Source organism: Coleofasciculus sp., assembly GCF_046565525.1.
In the GTDB taxonomy this organism is placed as follows: Bacteria; Cyanobacteriota; Cyanobacteriia; order Cyanobacteriales; family Coleofasciculaceae; genus Coleofasciculus.
In genome coordinates this window covers 1-15,652 of the sequence record NZ_JBKHUP010000006.1, presented here as the reverse complement: position 1 = coordinate 15,652, position 15,652 = coordinate 1, and the positions used below count along the sequence as shown (strand labels likewise).

Here is a 15,652-nt window from a genome sequence, read left to right as displayed (position 1 = left end):
CATCCCAGACACGCTACGATGATTGACAACCGGGATAATTGGGAAGCTACTATGCCACGAACACAGCGTAACGATAACTTTGTTGATAAAACCTTCACGGTAATGGCAGATCTAATTCTTAAGGTTTTGCCAACCAACAAGAGAGCGAAAGAAGCATTTGTCTATTACCGAGATGGTATGTCTGCTCAGGGAGATGGCGAATATGCCGAAGCTTTGGATAACTACAAGCAAGCGTTGGAGTTAGAAGAAGATTCCTATGACCGCGGCTTGATTCTATACAACATGGCGTTAATTTATACCAGCAACGGTGAGCATGAGACAGCATTAGAGTACTACCATCAAGCCCTCGACTCTAATCCCCGTCTCCCCCAAGCGCTGAATAATGTTGCTGTCATTTACCACTTCCAAGGTGAGAAGCAGAAGGAAGCAGGAAATGATGAAGCCGCAGAAAAGTTGTTTGAGCAAGCCGCCGAGTATTGGAAACGAGCGATTCGTCTGGCTCCTAATAACTACTTGGAAGCCCAAAATTGGCTAAAAACTAGCGGACGTTCAGCTATTGATATCTATTTTTAGTGATCGTCATTTGTCATTTGTCCTTGGTCATTGACTAGGGAAGAATCAAAAATTAACAATCAACAATCATGATTGACCTAGAACAAGTTCGCAAAGTCGCTAATCTGGCGCGTTTGGAATTGACTTCTGAAGAAGAAGATCAATTTTTGCCGCAGCTTAATAGCATTTTGGATTACTTTCAACAGCTTAGTGAATTGGATACAGAAAATGTTCCGCCAACGACTAGAGCTATTGATGTGAGTAATGTGACCCGACCTGACCAACTTCAACGATATCCGGAGCGGGATGCTTTATTGGCAGAAGCTCCTGACCAAGATGGGGACTTTTTTAAAGTGCCGCAAATCCTCAGTACGGAAGAGTAACGCTGAATTTGTCCTTCGTCTTTGGTTATGTGCCGTTTTTTTTGAGAATAACCAAGGGCGAAGGATGACAAGATGAAATAGAGAATTGAATAACATAAATTTGGGATAATTAACAAAGCGTTGAAATAGGGAGAAAATATGGCAACTGGAATGCTGGTGAATGGACAATGGACAAAGGAACCTTACCAGCAAGACCCTCAGGGGCGATTTATGCGAAATCCGACCAAGTTTCATAACTGGGTGAGTGCGGATGGTTCTACAGGGTTTAAAGCTGAGTCGGGACGCTACCATCTCTATGTGTCTCTCGCTTGTCCGTGGGCGCACCGCACGCTGATTATGCGGAAATTAAAGGGTTTGGAGGAGGCAATTAGCCTCTCAATTGTTGACCCGTTTATGGATGAGGACGGATGGGAATTTTCTGATGCTCCCGGTTGTATCCCGGATACGGTTCATGGGTCTCGTTATTTGCGACAAGTGTATCTAAAAGCTGACCCGAACTGTACCGGACGAGTGACAGTCCCTGTGCTTTGGGATAAACAAAAGAATACGATCGCGAATAATGAATCCCGTGAGATTATCCGCATGTTCGATACTGAGTTTGAGGCGATCGCGAAATCTCAGGTTAGCTTCTATCCCGATCATCTGCAAGCAGAAATCGATCGCGCGATTGACAGAATTTACCAACCGATCAACAATGGTGTATACCGTGCTGGGTTCGCCACGACTCAGACGGCTTATGACGAGGCGGTAACAGAACTTTTTGAAGAACTAGACTATTGGGAAGCCGTTCTATCCCAGCAACCTTATCTGTGTGGCGATCGCATAACGGAAGCCGATTGGTGCATGTTCACCTCCCTGTTTCGCTTTGACCCTGTTTACTACGTGCATTTTAAGTGCAACTTACGCCGAATTAGCGATTATCCCCATCTGGGAAATTATCTCAAAGATCTCTATGAGCAACCGGGTGTTAGTGATACCTGTAACCTTGACCAGATCAAGCAACACTATTACAAAAGCCATCCCCACATTAACCCGACTCGCATTGTACCCAAAGGGCCAGTAATTGATTGGGTGATGGGGTAAGTGTTGAGTGTGTAGGGGCGGGTTTTACAGATACCATTCAGAAGCAAACCGTTAACTTAACTCGCGCCCGCCCTGACTGAGTGTTGAGTCAACTCCCCCAGCTTCAAGCAGCGCCTGTGTTCCCCCATCTCCCTCATCTTCACAAATTTTCACCGATAGGGTGAAATATATTCAGGAGCATACATAATTTAGTAGTATTGTCAATACTATTTGTCTTACGATATTGAGATCGGTAGAGTCTAATTTAAGCCATAGGTGAGGTAGCATCTGAGATAGTCCCAATGGATTACTCACGGCTCCTGATCCCCAATCACCACCCGACTAGCGAGAGAAGGCAAGCTGCCAAGGCGTTTACACCAGGTTGCACTATGATTTCTAATTTATCGGAACAGTCCCATTATCCAGAAAGTGCCAGTAGCGGATTACAAATCGCCAGAGGATTAAAAGCTAAATCACAAAACTATAAACGATTGCTGGTGGAGGTGTTGAAATGGACAGGAGGACAACCCTTCCTCACCCAGCAGCTTTGTCGATTGATCGCTCAAGCACCTGATGCACCGTCGAAAGGAGCAGAAGCGCAATGGGTGGAAAACTTAGTGCGATCGCGCTGGATCGAGAATTGGGAGCAGCAACCGGAACTGATGCATTTGCAGACGATCCGCGATCGCTTGCTCAGACGCAAACACCGCAGTCATAAGCTGTTGCTGGTGTATCAGCGAATCCTCCAACAAGGAGAAGCGATCGCTAATGACAGTTCCGAACAGAAGGAACTGCGGATGATGGGGTTAATCCTCAAGCATCAAGGGAAAGTTAGGATTCACAATCGCATCTATGAATCAGTCTTTAACCAAGAATGGGTCAATCAGGCTTTAAAAACCATCCAAGCGGATTTAGAACCAGGGGACTCGGAATTTCTCAAAGCCTTAGCAGAATTAGAACGAAAACTCCTGGTTTCCCAAGTGGAAATCTTATCAAAAGCCGATACGGAATCCGAGGATGAAGGTTCGGCGCAAGCCCTTTATGAGGTGCTGCGCGATGTCACCTCTAAAGTCGGCGAATTACTCGGTGCTGATCGCGCCACCATTTTCTTACTGAATGACGAGAAGACAGAACTCTGGTCATTAGTGGCGGAGAATGAAGAAGGGGAATTCCTGGATATTCAAGTGCGAGTCGGGGAAGGGATTGCCGGTCAGGTGGCTCAGACGAAAAAGGTGATCCATATTCCCGACAATGTTTATGATGATCCACGCGCCGCCCTGGTTAAAGAATTTGACAAAAAATATAGTTACCGCACTGAAAACATCTTGGCATTTCCCATTTTAAGTGAAAGCCAAGAAGTGATTGCGGTCATTCAGCTACTGAATAAATTACCCACCGATGAGCAATCTGACAAGCGACCCAAAGGATTCACCACCTTAGACTTAGAACGGTTGGCAAAATGTGTGGTTCCAGTGCGGCGAATTCTGGAAAGTTGCCAATCCTGTTATAAGGTCATGAAAAAGCTGCGGGCGACAGCAGCGTTAGCGGAAGCCACGCGATCGCTCGATCAGATTAACTTAGATACCAAAGCCATTTTGCAGCGGGTAATGAATACCGCCAAGAAGCTGCTGAACGCCGATCGCAGTACCTTGTGGTTAGTGGATCGCGATCGCGGAGACTTATGGACGGAACTTCCAGGGAAAGGAGAGGTGCGCTGTGATATTGGGGTGGGCTTTGCGGGTCAAGTGGCGCAAACCCGCCAACCGATGATTATCCCCTTCGACCTCTACGATCATCCCAGTGCGGAAAATGCCAAAAAAACGGATGAACAAACCCGCTACCGTACCTGTAGCCTCCTCTGTATGCCCGTTGTTAGTCCAGATGGGGAATTATTGGGCGTAACCCAACTGATTAACAAGCGCAAACCCGGAGATCATCCAGAGTATAACAAAGACGAGTGGCCCCACGTTCCCAGTTACTTTAAAGCGAGTTTTGATAAAAATGACCGCCAGTCCATGCAAGTCTTTAACGAACGAGTGGGCGTAATCCTGCAATTTGTCAAGACCCATGAGACACTAAAACAGCTTGCTCAAATTGAGCCAAAAGAATCCGTTTATAACACCCTGGCAATTCTCAGTAATTCCGTTGCCGATCAGAGTGATGAAGCGCTCTACAATGCGCTGTATTATACGTTGAGCTTTGTCACTAACTCGATCAACAAACTCTTGGGTGCCGAACAAACCACGATTTTCCTAATGGATGCCGAACAAAGCATCTTTTGGTCATTAGTCTGGAACTCCAGAACCCTAAATGCTCAAGAGATTCGGGTGTCCGCCACCCTAGGAATCGCCAGTAAAATTGTTGAGTCTCGTTCAGTCAAAGCCAGCAAAAACCCCAAGAAACTGAATGATCTGTTAATCCATATTGGCTTAGAACCTGACGCGATCAAACACATCGAAAACCTGTTGTTATTCCCGGTTGTAGACTCGAAAGGGAAAGTGATGGCTATTATTCGGTCATTTAACAAATTCATATTTACCTATGAACCGGGAGGGACGTTATCCGAACAAATCGAAATCAATGGCTTTACCCAAGCCGATGCCCAGAAATTGCAGGAACGTATGACATCCACGTTACCCATTCTGCAAGGGTTCCAAGCATTTCACCGGGAAATCCGCAATATTCAGGAACAACGCAAGGCGATCGATCCCCTCTATCAAGCGATTAGTTTAGTTAGTAGCAGTAGTGGCGGAAATGCCGAAGAAATCATCCAAACGGTGATGCAAGCGGCAAAACAACTGACCCATGCTGATCGCACCACCCTTTGGTTAATTGATTACCAAACTCAGGAATTATGGACAAAAATTCCCCAAGCCGATGGATCATTAATGGAAACGCGAGTACCTTTAGGAGAAGGGTTTGCTGGGAAAGTTGCCCAAACCGGTCAACCGTTAAACATTCCCTTTGACCTCTACGATCACCCCGATTCTGATATCGCCCGCAGAACAGACGCCAAAACCCATTATCGGACATGCAGTCTGTTATGTATGCCTGTTTTAAGTTGTGATGGTGAGTTACTTGCCGTTACCCAACTCGTGAACAAACGTCATGGTGAGGATACGACGGAGTATGATCCATCCAATTGGCCCCAAGTTCCTGAGTACTTTAAAGCCAGTTTTGATGAAAATGATCAACGGGACATGGAAATTTTTAACAATCAAGTGGGTGTTGTGCTTCCAGGTATTATTCGTTGATTGAGTTTGTACCAGACGTGCCATGGCGCGTCTGTTTTGAGTGACCAATAACAAACTGAACAATGAACAATTTCTAACTGCTAAATACCTGAGCTAAATCTTCATTAGACGTTCCCAAGATGCGTGCCAATCGATTGAGTTCGCTATCACTGAATCCATCCCGTACTTCGATTAGCTCTTCCATGGATTTTCCTAAAATTCGGGATAATGACTTAAGCTGGCTATCCGGAATATCTTTACCTTGGAATATATCTTTAAGTTGTTGCGGCGCTAATTTGTAAGAGGCACAAAACCGAACAAATTCTCGATTACTAATATCGAGGGCTTGCTGTCTTTCCCGCAGTAAAAAAGCGATAGCACGAGTTCCATGTTCCGGACGTTTAGCTCTGTCCAGATAATCCTGGATGCGCCGGTCGAGATGATTTATGCTAATCCCAGCTTGTTTAAGCAAATCGATACAGGCTAATTTTAAGGCTTTGTTTAACATTTCATTTTCTTCATGGAGTCGTTCGTACTCATTAAAGATTTCCACCATCTTCGCCGCAAATTCTGGCGTACAAAACCCAACTTCCATATCCTCGCAGGAAATGGCAATATAGGAGCGGTAGTGGTTCAGTTGCAAACGCAATGTCTGGTTATTTTGGCGCATAAGTCCAACGTTTTTAGTAAAAAAACTATTCTAGGGGAGTTATTTGACCAATTGTGCCAAAGTATAGTTCATAAGGATAGTGGCGTAGAATGCAAGAGTTTATAATATAGCGCCTCCGCCAAAAAATTGGTGATCTTGCTCTCCCACCTGACTGAGGAATGTTGGAGAATTAGACTAATCCCAGCTCAGCCCATTCTGAGACTGCCTTCAGCTTACCTGCTAGACCACCGATTTGGTCAACGTGAGAATAGGGAATTTCATCTGCCACCTGACTCTCATCCACAAAACCAGTATAGTGTCAATAAATTAAATAGAATCTGTCCTGCTATAACGAAATCCCACCCTAGTCAGGAGCTAGGATGGGGCGTTCGAGTCTACGGAAACCGAGGATGAGAGTCTGGGAAGTGTCTGAGAACTTAGTTGAGAGAGATTGTCTCTGTGGGGTTTTCGGTAACCGTCAAGCTCAGCGTTTCCAACCGCTTCATTTTCTAGGCGTTAACGAAGTGTACAGGGTTGTTAAGGGCAGAAGGTGAAACGGAGGATTGAATAATCGCAATTAGGTCGCCTTGGAAAGAAATCGTCGCCCCTGGTGGGAGGAAACCACTAGAGAAACCAAACTCCAGATCATTAAACAAGGTATCCGAAGCCAGTTGGATTGTGTCTTGACCCAGAGTAAAGTCAGTGATCAAGGCAAAGTCAGCATTACCGCCACCACCAATAATGACGTCAACGCCACCGCCGCCAAAGACTGTATCGTCGCCATCAAGACTAAAGATGCCATCATTGCCGTCGAGGGCGAAAATTTGATCGGGTTCATTGGTGCCAACGATGGCAACATCATCATTAGGCGTGCCAATGATGAAATTCAAGGAAAATGCTTGGGGAGCTAAAAAATTAGTAAATGCGAAGTTAATTAAATTTAATAAAAACCTCGCTTCACTGGCTTAGTCTGTGCCAAGATTTAAACAAGTTGCTCCGCACTGCCCCTATTGCACAGACGTTGTAATGTGGTGGTAAAGTCGGGATAGGAAATGGTTGCGGCTTCTGCACCGTGGATGGTGGTAATACCTTGGGCGTTGAGAGCCGCGATCGCAAGACTCATGGTGATCCGGTGATCGGTATGACTGTCAACCTCTGTACCAGTTAGGGGGGTGTTTCCAGTGATTTCTAACCCATCGGGGAGTTCGGTAATCTTTGCGCCCATCCGGTTTAACTGAGACGCCATAACCGCGAGGCGATCGCTTTCTTTAACCCGAAGTTCTGCGGCGTCCCGAATTACGGTGGTTCCCTGGGCGAAAACAGCCGCAACTGCCAAAATGGGAATCTCATCAATTAAACGGGGAATTAAATCCCCAGCGATTTCACAAGCGTTGAGGTGACTATAGCGAACTCGGATATCAGCAACCGGTTCTCCCGCCACTACCCGTTGATTCTCCAACTGGATATCCGCATTCATCATCGCCAGGGCGTCTAAGATACCCGTGCGGGTGGGGTTAACACCAATATTTTCAATCAATAAGTCAGAATCTGGAACAATCGCCCCAGCGACTAACCAAAACGCAGCGGAACTAATATCGCCGGGAACAATCACCGTTTGTCCCTGGAGTTGCGCCGGACCCGTGACTGTAGCACTGTGGGTGTCTGGGTCAACGGTAATCTTAGCACCAAACGCCTTAAGCATCCGTTCGCTGTGGTCACGAGACAGGGCGGGTTCTGTTACCGTTGTCTCCCCTTCTACCATTAACCCCGCTAATAGAATACAGGATTTAACTTGGGCAGAAGCGATGGGGGAATGATAGTGAATCGGCTTGAGGCGTTGTCCCTGAATTGCTAGGGGGGCTAATGAACCATTCCCACGCCCCCAGATTTGGGCACCCATTTGTTGCAAGGGTTGCACCACACGAGACATGGGGCGCGATCGCAAGGATTTATCTCCGGTTACAGTAAAAAAGCGTCCGGGGTGAGAGGCTAAAAGTCCCAGCATCAGCCGCAGGGTAGTCCCAGAGTTACCCGCATTTAAGATATCCAGAGGTTCTTGTAATTCTCCCACACCCACGCCCTTAACGATAACCGCTGCGGCGTTGAGTACAGAGATGTTTGCACCCATAGCTTGGAAACAAACGGCGGTACTGCGGGGATCATCCCCCAGTAGGAGTCCCTGGATGCGGGTTTCCCCTTGCGCGATCGCACCCAACATTAAAGCGCGGTGGGAGATAGATTTATCACCGGGAACCTGTAGATTTCCTTTCAGGAACAATCCCGATGGCGGGCGGGTGATAATTAAATCGAGTTGAGTTTCGATTTGCTTCAGGGTGACAACCGTAACGGGCATAGGTATGGAGGGGTTTAACAGGGGGGACTTAGAATTGTATCAAAGATAATTGTATCGGGGTAATGGGGGCGGAGGAAGAAATACATTCGTAGGGGCGAAGCATTCGCGCCCATCTCTATCGGTTTTCTACCCAAGTTTCAACGCGAATGCTTCGCCCAATTCCAGAGGAGATGGGGGAGAGAAGAATTTTCTCAGCAGAACCATTAACAATCAACAATGAACAAATGACCAATGACTAATCCCAAATTTTGGAAACCCGTTTATCAACTGTTTAAACCTGAAGAACCCCTGGAAAAGCCTGAAGATATTCGGGATTTTTACGTTTCGCGATCGGATAGTCCCGTTGAGCATTTAGTCAACGCATTGGAAATGGAAGATGACCCCGCCAAATTTTTACTATCGGGTCACACAGGTAGCGGTAAAACCACAGAATTACATCGCGTTGAACATTGTTTAGCTGATAACTATACCGTAATCTGGATTGACACCGCCACCGCCCTTGACCGTTATAATATTGGTTATGCCGAAGTCGTGGTCTTAATTGGTCAAGAAATTTGTCGTCAAGCGATTAAACCCGGGTGGTGGTCACGCAAAGATGACCGTTTACTCAAAGCCTTAGAAGACAGTCTCAAAACCGTTATTTATCAAGATAAAACTAATTCCGTTGAAGGATTAGCCCTACCCGATCTGCTGACCAAAATGGGCATGACCTTAAAATTAGGGCTAACGCGAGAAATGACGAGAAGCTTAAATATTCGCCCACTGTTAAGTGAAATTATCGCTAAAGTCAATGCAATTATTCAATCCGCAGAAAACGATAGAAAGCAAAAACTATTAGTTATTGTCGATGGATTAGATCGTCATGATCAGATGACCGCCTTAGAAATGTTTGCCAGTCCCCTGCTGACAGAACTCAATTGTCATATCATCTACACTATACCCATTTCCCTGCGGTATTCTCCCAGTTTTCGCCAACCCATGCAGCGGTTCCAAGACTGTTTAGACTTGGCGAATATCCCCGTATTTGAATGTGACGCCAATTTATGTCCCACAACCCAGCCGGATCAGATGGGGCGACAGATATTGAAACAAGTGATTGAAAAGCGATTAGCGCGATTAACCCATTATAATACCCAAGACTTGTTTACCCCAGAAGCCTTAGAACTCTTGTGTGAAAAAAGTGGGGGAGTGATGCGAGATTTAATTCGTTTAGGGCGGACAGCCTGTCAAGTAGCGGTGAAACAGAAAGCCACCTCTGTGGATCAAGCCGTAGCTGAACAAGCGGTAAAAGAAGAACGACAAGCGTATACCATTAGTGATTATCAGTTTACGGAATTAGCCGCGATTCACCGAACTGGACGATTAACCACAAAAACCCATACATTGCCGAATAAAGGAGAATTTGTGATTAGCGATGAACTCCTGCAAAATAAATTTGTTTTAGGCTATTATGATAAAAATCAGAATCCTTGGTTTGATGTAAATCCGATATTGATTGAAGACTTACAGCGATGGCAAGCGACTCAAGGATGATTCGTCATTTGCCATTTGTAATCATTCGTAGGGTGGGTTAGGCGGTGTTAAACTTAGGAAATAACCATTTAATTAATATCCGCCGTAACCCACCAACATCCTGGTACATACAAACATAAACCTTTACAAGGAGACTAATTAATGCAATCAGCGTTAAGGATTAAAACCAAGGTTTTACCCGGAAATAAAATTGAAATAACTTTACCATCAGATGCAGTTTCCAAGGCAGTAGGACAAACCGTTGAGGTAATTGTTATTATACCCAATCCACCCAAGCTAATGCGTCAAAATGTTCTGGAATGGATTGAACAAGCTCGAAGCCAACATCCGTCTAGAACAGCTCAAGAAATTAATCGTGATATCCAGGCTGAAAGAGATTCATGGGACAGCTAAATTTACCAGATTTTGCCAAGATATACATTGACACAGTAATCGTGATTTATACGATTGAGGTCAATCCAACGTATTGGCAACTGCTTCAACCCCTATGGCAAAAGTTTCAATCTGGTCAAATTGAACTGATAACTAGCGAACTTACTCTCATGGAATCGCTAGTCGTCCCATTTAGGCAAGGAAATACGAATTTGATTAATACTTATGATCAGTTGCTCCTGTGGTCAGGGATTCAATTAATTCCAATTAATCGAACCATCATTCGAGAAGCCGCCCAACTTCGCGGAGGAACAACCTCACTGAGAACACCAGATGCTATTCATGCAGCTACCGCAATGATTTTAGGATGTAGTCAGTTTCTCACGAATGATCAGCGTCTGCGGACAGTACCTGGTTTGCCCATCTTAATTCTAGATGAGGTATTAACATTATGAGACATATCTAAATGATTAAAACCCTCAAACTTAAGGTTAAATTAAATTGATTTTAGGGTGGGTTAGGCGGTGTTAAATTTAGGAAATAACCATTTAATTAGATGTCCGCCGTAACCCACCAACATCCTGAAATGTTATGAACCTGTTCGTAGTCAGCACTTTAGTGCTGGCAAATAAAGCATTTTAAGGCACTAAAGTGCCTACTACTAACAAAATCATCTACAATTAGACTAAGCATCAGGATGGATTGACCATGGCAATCGACACAAACCACCTAAATCAACCTGACCAGGAAACCTTAGACGATTTAGCCACCACCCTAGAATTATCCGACGGGACAACCATTATCTTTGCCATCGCCCCCGAAAGCGCCCCCAATCATCCCGTCATCGAACAATTAAAATCCGTCCTCAACCCCGATGAATTTCAGATTGAAAACTTCTTTTATAGTCAAGAGTCGCTGATTGCGTTTCTCTACGCTTTAGAAAAGAGAATCCCCATTAACCCAGACGCAAAAGACGAATCCAAACGTCCAGTCATCATGGCGTTTGGGATTGAACAATTACCTCGCCCCCGGATACTGAAGGAACTGAAACGATTGAATCTGGGGCGAGAGGCGCTGTTTTCACGGGAGATTGTCCTGATATTTTGGCTGAATAAGCGGGATTTCTTAGAGGCGTTTCGCGGTTATGCGCCGGATTTTTGGGATTGGCGGGAAAAGGTGGTTAAGTTTACCACTCGTCCGCCGTTGAACCTGCTACTTTATCCCTATTTAGAGAGTTTAATTGCGGAGAATTCCTATCTGAAAATGAGTGGCGTGATGCAAGTTCAGCGCCAAGTGGATATTTTTTTGGATCAAGTTTATGTGTCCCTACAGGCGGAACGTCAGCAGCAGGTGACGGAGTTTAAGGGGGGGAGTAAGTTAGGTTTTGAAACACAAAGGTACGCCGAGATTGACGAACCAGGTAACAAGGCTTACGTTTCACGGGATCTGGAAAACCTCTCTCCAAACCTCTCTCCTGCTCTTAAGAAGGCTTTAAATTCCAAGGCTGGGGGGTTAGGTATGGAGTTTGCGCCGTCGGAAATGACGACGAAGACGGTGACACATAAGGTAGATTTGGCGGAGGCGGTGGGGAAGTGTAACTATAGTGTGATTTTAGGTGATCCGGGGGCGGGAAAAACCACACTTTTGCGATATCTAGCGCTGCATTTTGCCATGGCGCAACGGGATGGGAAGGTGGAGGTTTTGGTGGATGGGGGAGCTGGGGAAGCTGGGGGAGCTGGGGAAGCTGGGGGAGCTGGGGAAGCTGGGGGAGCTGGGGAAGCTGGGGGAGCTGGGGGAGCTGGGGGAGCTGGGGAGGTATTGGGGGATACTCGTTTCCCGGTGTTTTTACGAGTTGCGGATTATGCGGAACGGTTGGTGAAACAGCCAGAGTTGAGTTGGTTGGCGTTTCTGGAAGAATTTTATCAGCAGTGGGAAGCGGATGTTCGGGATGTGAACGATGAATGTAGAGACGCGCCATGGCGCGTCTCTACACTGCTGTGTGAAAAGATGCGTCAGGGTGAATGCTTGGTGCTGCTGGATGGTTTGGATGAGGTATTTAATCAGACTAGCCGTCAGCAGATTGTTAAACAAATAGAGGCGTTTGTTACCGATTATCCTGATAACAAATATGTGATTACCAGCCGGATTGCTGGCTATCAGGATGTGAAATTAGACAGTCGCTTTACCCAGTTTACGATTACTCAGATGGAATTTGATCAGGTAGAGCGATTCCTGGGTTGCTGGTGTTTGGCGATTGAAAAAGCCCAGAAACCCGATGAAACGGAGGAGGTTTGGCGACGAGACGCGGAGAAAGAAGCCGAGGAACTGTTGGAGGCAATTCAAGAGAATGAAGGGGTCAAACGCCTCACCGGAAATCCCCTATTATTAACCATTTTGGCATTAATTCATCGCAATGGGTCGCGCCTCCCGAATCGGCGGGTGGAACTGTATGCGTTGGCGGTGAAAACGTTGATTGAAGATTGGCAATTGAGTAAGAATTTACCCGATGCGCCGCAGGTAGTGCTGCGGGAAAGTGAGGTAATTGAACTATTAGCACCTCTGGCGTATTGGATGCATGAGGAGAAACCATCGGGGTTAATTACTCAAGCGGAAGCGGAAGCGCAGTTAGGGGAAAAATTGGCAGCGTTAAATGATGAAGATGCGGAAGCGGATAGTGTGAAAAAAGCCGTACAGGAGTTTTTGCGGCGGGTACGGGAAACGACGGGGTTATTTGTAGAACGTGCGCCCAATGTTTATGGGTTTATGCATTTAACTTTTGAGGAGTATTTGACAGCGCGGTATATTGCCGATAATGACGTGAGTGAGATTCTGGAGATTATCCAGAAACACCAGGATGATGCACGTTGGCAAGAACCGATTTTATTGGCGTTGGGGTATTTGGGAATTCATAGTCCTAAGCAGGTAAAGCATTTAGTGGAACGGTTGTTTAAGGGGTTGGACGAGTATCAACCTGTTCTGGGAGAGGGAGAAATTCAGGTTAAAAATAGTTCATCAAGTAAGCCGATTTTACGGTGGTCAGTTTTGGCGGAAGATGGGACAATTTTCTCGCGTGAATCTGCATCGATATTGAAGGAATTGCTATTTGCGGGTCAGGTTGTGGCTGAAGTGGAGGTGAATAGCCGGATTCGGTCAAAGGTGATTGAGAAGTTAGGTGTGACCTATTTGGGATTGGATGAGGAGTTTGAGAATGAAACGATTAAACAGGTATTGAGATTGCTGCGACAAATTGAACGATTTAATCAGAAAGGAGAAGTGATCCGTTATTTGCGTCAAGCGGTTGAGGAGGCTCAAGAAATAGCGGAACAACGAGTGAAAGCACAGTCGGCTATTTTATATGTGGCTTGTGGTGAATCGGGTGCGGAATTGGTTGATTGTGTGACAGAGATTGTTAATCAGTTAGAACCGACGTTGTTTTGTTCAATTAAATATTTAGTGGAAGAATTAGGGGAAGAAATGACTTCGGCGTTAGAGGTAACGCGACAAAATCAGAGTAGTGGGTTAATGGGATTAACCTTTCTCACCGGGATGTCTTACCTGCGAAGCGATGATTATAAAAAAGCCATTCCTCTTTTAGAAGAGATAACTGAGCCAAATAACAGCGTGATTCAAGCTTATATCGATTGGTCACTGGCTGCTGCTTATCAGGAAGTGAATAAGTTTGACCAAGCAATTGATGCTTATCAAGCCTGTTTTGAAAAGCTGGAGCCATATATCGAGCCAACCGCTTTGATGATTTTCTGGAGAAATTGGGGTATTTGTTACCGATTACATGAAAAATATGAACAGGCAATTGACTGCTTTGAGCAAATGTTAGCGATAGCTAGAGAGGTTGGCAAGCCTAAAGATGAATCACTCGCTCTTTATCACATAGGAAGAACCTATCAAGATTGGAAAAAATATGAACAAGCAATAGATTATCACCAACAAAGCCTTTCACGCTATGAGCAGTTGGATAAACAGCAGAATGTAGCTAATCAGTGGTACTGGCTATCTGATTGCTATCGAGACTGGGGACAATATGAGAAAGCCATAGAGTGTCAACAAAAATGTTTAGCCATTCGCCAGCAGCTAGATGACCAACCCCGTATCGCTTTAGCCTACTATCAGTTGGGTAGAATCTATCAGGATTGGGGCAAATATAAAGATGCGATCGCACATTACCAACAAAGCCTTGAAATCCATGAGCAATTAGACAAACAGAAGAATGTCGCTAATCAGTGGTACTGGCTAGCTGATTGCTATCGAAACTGGGGACAGTATGAAAAAGCCATAGAGTGTGAACAAAAGGATTTAGCCATTCGCCAGCAGCTAGATGACCAACCCAGAATCGCTTTAGCCTACTATCAATTGGGTAGAATCTATCAGGATTGGGGGAAATATGAGGACGCGATCGCACATCACCAACAAAGCATTGAACTCTTGGAGCAATTAGACAAACAGCAGAATGTCGCTGATATGTGGTACAACCTAGCTGATTGCTATAGAGCTTGGGGACAATATGAGAAAGCGATAGAGTGTGAACTAAAAGATTTAGCCATTCGCCAGCAGCTAGATGACCAACCCAATATCGCTAATGCCTACTATCAATTGGGTAGAATCTATCAGGAATGGGGCAAATATGACGATGCGATCGCACATCACCAACAAAGCCTTGAACTCTATGAGGAATTAGACAAACAGAAGGATGTGGCTGATTCGTGGTACTGTCTAGCCGCTTGCTATCGAGACTGGGGACAGTATGAAAAAGCCATAGAGTGTGAACAAAAGGATTTAGCGATTCGCCAGCAGTTAGATGACCCATCAGATAGCGCTAATGCGTACAATCAGTTAGGTAGAATATATCAGGATTGGGGAAAATATGAGGAGGCGATCGCACATTTCCAACAAAGCATTGAACTCTATGAGCATTTAGACAAACAGCAGGATGTCGCTACTCTGTGGTACAACCTAGCTGATTGCTATCGAGCTTGGGGACAATATGAGAAAGCGATTGAGTGTCAACAAAAGTGTTTAACCATTCGCCAGCAGCTAGATGACCAACCCCTTATCGCTTTAGCCTACTTTCAGCTTGGTTATATTTATCACAATTGGGGCAAATATGAGGAGGCGATCGCACATCACCAACAAAGCCTTTCACTCTATGAGCAATTAGACAAACAGCAGGCTGTTGCTAATCTGTGGTACTGGCTAGGTGATTGCTATCGAAACAGGGGACAGTATGAAAAATCTATAGAGTGTCAACAAAAGTGTTTAGCCATTCGCCAGCAGCTAGATGACCAATTCAATATCGCTGATGCCTACTATCAATTGGGTAGAATCTACCAGGAATGGGGCAAATATGACGATGCGATCGCACATCACCAACAAAGCCTTGAACTTTATGAACATTTAGACAAGCAGAAGGATGTCGCTGATTCGTGGTACTGGCTAGGTGATTGCTATCGAAACAGGGGACAGTATGAAAAATCTATAGAGTGTCAACAAAAGTGTTTAG

General features: G+C 45.3%; 11 protein-coding genes. 8 read left to right on the top strand and 3 right to left on the bottom strand.

Annotated features, from left to right (window positions below):
• Positions 1-51: 51 nt before the first annotated feature.
• The 4 genes from ACLGGO_RS03120 to ACLGGO_RS03105 all read left to right on the top strand — a co-directional run bounded on the left by ACLGGO_RS03120 (position 52) and on the right by ACLGGO_RS03105 (position 5,251).
• A complete protein-coding gene (locus ACLGGO_RS03120; RefSeq protein ID WP_446338657.1) occupies positions 52-573 on the top strand; it encodes a photosystem I assembly protein Ycf3 in 522 nt (173 codons plus the stop codon).
• 68 nt (positions 574-641) lie between these two features.
• The gene (gatC, locus tag ACLGGO_RS03115; protein WP_446338658.1) at positions 642-935 is read left to right on the top strand and encodes an Asp-tRNA(Asn)/Glu-tRNA(Gln) amidotransferase subunit GatC; all 294 of its coding nucleotides are present in this window, start codon (positions 642-644) and stop codon (positions 933-935) included.
• A gap of 138 nt (positions 936-1,073) precedes the next feature.
• The gene (locus tag ACLGGO_RS03110; RefSeq protein ID WP_446338659.1) at positions 1,074-2,018 is read left to right on the top strand and encodes a glutathione S-transferase family protein; all 945 of its coding nucleotides are present in this window, start codon (positions 1,074-1,076) and stop codon (positions 2,016-2,018) included.
• A gap of 368 nt (positions 2,019-2,386) precedes the next feature.
• A complete protein-coding gene (locus ACLGGO_RS03105; protein ID WP_446418294.1) occupies positions 2,387-5,251 on the top strand; it encodes a GAF domain-containing protein in 2,865 nt (954 codons plus the stop codon).
• A 73-nt stretch (positions 5,252-5,324) separates the two neighbouring features.
• Here ACLGGO_RS03105 and ACLGGO_RS03100 read toward each other — a convergent pair whose 3' ends face one another.
• From ACLGGO_RS03100 to aroA, 3 genes are all read right to left on the bottom strand, one after another.
• On the bottom strand, positions 5,325-5,900 hold the full coding sequence (locus ACLGGO_RS03100) for a hypothetical protein (protein ID WP_446338660.1): 576 nt from the start codon (positions 5,898-5,900) through the stop codon (positions 5,325-5,327).
• 488 nt (positions 5,901-6,388) lie between these two features.
• Entirely contained in the window at positions 6,389-6,769 is a 381-nt protein-coding gene (locus ACLGGO_RS03095; RefSeq protein WP_446418238.1) for a hypothetical protein, read from the bottom strand.
• Positions 6,770-6,861: 92 nt separating this feature from the next.
• Positions 6,862-8,232 (bottom strand): 3-phosphoshikimate 1-carboxyvinyltransferase, encoded by a 1,371-nt coding sequence (gene aroA / locus ACLGGO_RS03090; protein WP_446418237.1) that lies wholly within the window; start codon positions 8,230-8,232, stop codon positions 6,862-6,864.
• Positions 8,233-8,463: 231 nt separating this feature from the next.
• Here aroA and ACLGGO_RS03085 point away from each other — a divergent pair, with 231 nt between their 5' ends.
• From ACLGGO_RS03085 to ACLGGO_RS03070, 4 genes are all read left to right on the top strand, one after another.
• Positions 8,464-9,765: a P-loop NTPase fold protein gene (locus ACLGGO_RS03085; protein ID WP_446418236.1), complete on the top strand. Its 1,302-nt coding sequence runs from the start codon at positions 8,464-8,466 to the stop codon at positions 9,763-9,765.
• Between the two features lie 141 nt (positions 9,766-9,906).
• A complete protein-coding gene (locus ACLGGO_RS03080; RefSeq protein ID WP_446418235.1) occupies positions 9,907-10,158 on the top strand; it encodes a hypothetical protein in 252 nt (83 codons plus the stop codon).
• Positions 10,146-10,592, top strand: a complete 447-nt coding sequence (locus ACLGGO_RS03075) for a type II toxin-antitoxin system VapC family toxin (protein WP_446418234.1) — start codon at positions 10,146-10,148, stop codon at positions 10,590-10,592. Before ACLGGO_RS03080 ends, ACLGGO_RS03075 begins: the two co-directional genes overlap by 13 nt.
• Positions 10,593-10,845: 253 nt before the next feature.
• Positions 10,846-15,652, top strand: a 4,807-nt coding sequence (locus ACLGGO_RS03070) for a tetratricopeptide repeat protein (RefSeq protein ID WP_446418233.1), incomplete at its 3' end; no start/stop codon positions are given.

Bases quoted from the DNA above. Each gene is read 5' to 3' on its own strand.
- gatC (WP_446338658.1), top strand. From the start codon at position 642: ATGATTGACCTAGAACAAGTTCGCAAAGTCGCTAATCTGGCGCGTTTG.
- ACLGGO_RS03085 (WP_446418236.1), top strand. From the start codon at position 8,464: ATGACTAATCCCAAATTTTGGAAACCCGTTTATCAACTGTTTAAACCT.
- ACLGGO_RS03110 (WP_446338659.1), top strand. From the start codon at position 1,074: ATGGCAACTGGAATGCTGGTGAATGGACAATGGACAAAGGAACCTTAC.
- aroA (WP_446418237.1), bottom strand. From the start codon at position 8,232: ATGCCCGTTACGGTTGTCACCCTGAAGCAAATCGAAACTCAACTCGAT.
- ACLGGO_RS03080 (WP_446418235.1), top strand. From the start codon at position 9,907: ATGCAATCAGCGTTAAGGATTAAAACCAAGGTTTTACCCGGAAATAAA.
- ACLGGO_RS03105 (WP_446418294.1), top strand. From the start codon at position 2,387: ATGATTTCTAATTTATCGGAACAGTCCCATTATCCAGAAAGTGCCAGT.
- ACLGGO_RS03120 (WP_446338657.1), top strand. From the start codon at position 52: ATGCCACGAACACAGCGTAACGATAACTTTGTTGATAAAACCTTCACG.
- ACLGGO_RS03075 (WP_446418234.1), top strand. From the start codon at position 10,146: ATGGGACAGCTAAATTTACCAGATTTTGCCAAGATATACATTGACACA.
- ACLGGO_RS03100 (WP_446338660.1), bottom strand. From the start codon at position 5,900: ATGCGCCAAAATAACCAGACATTGCGTTTGCAACTGAACCACTACCGC.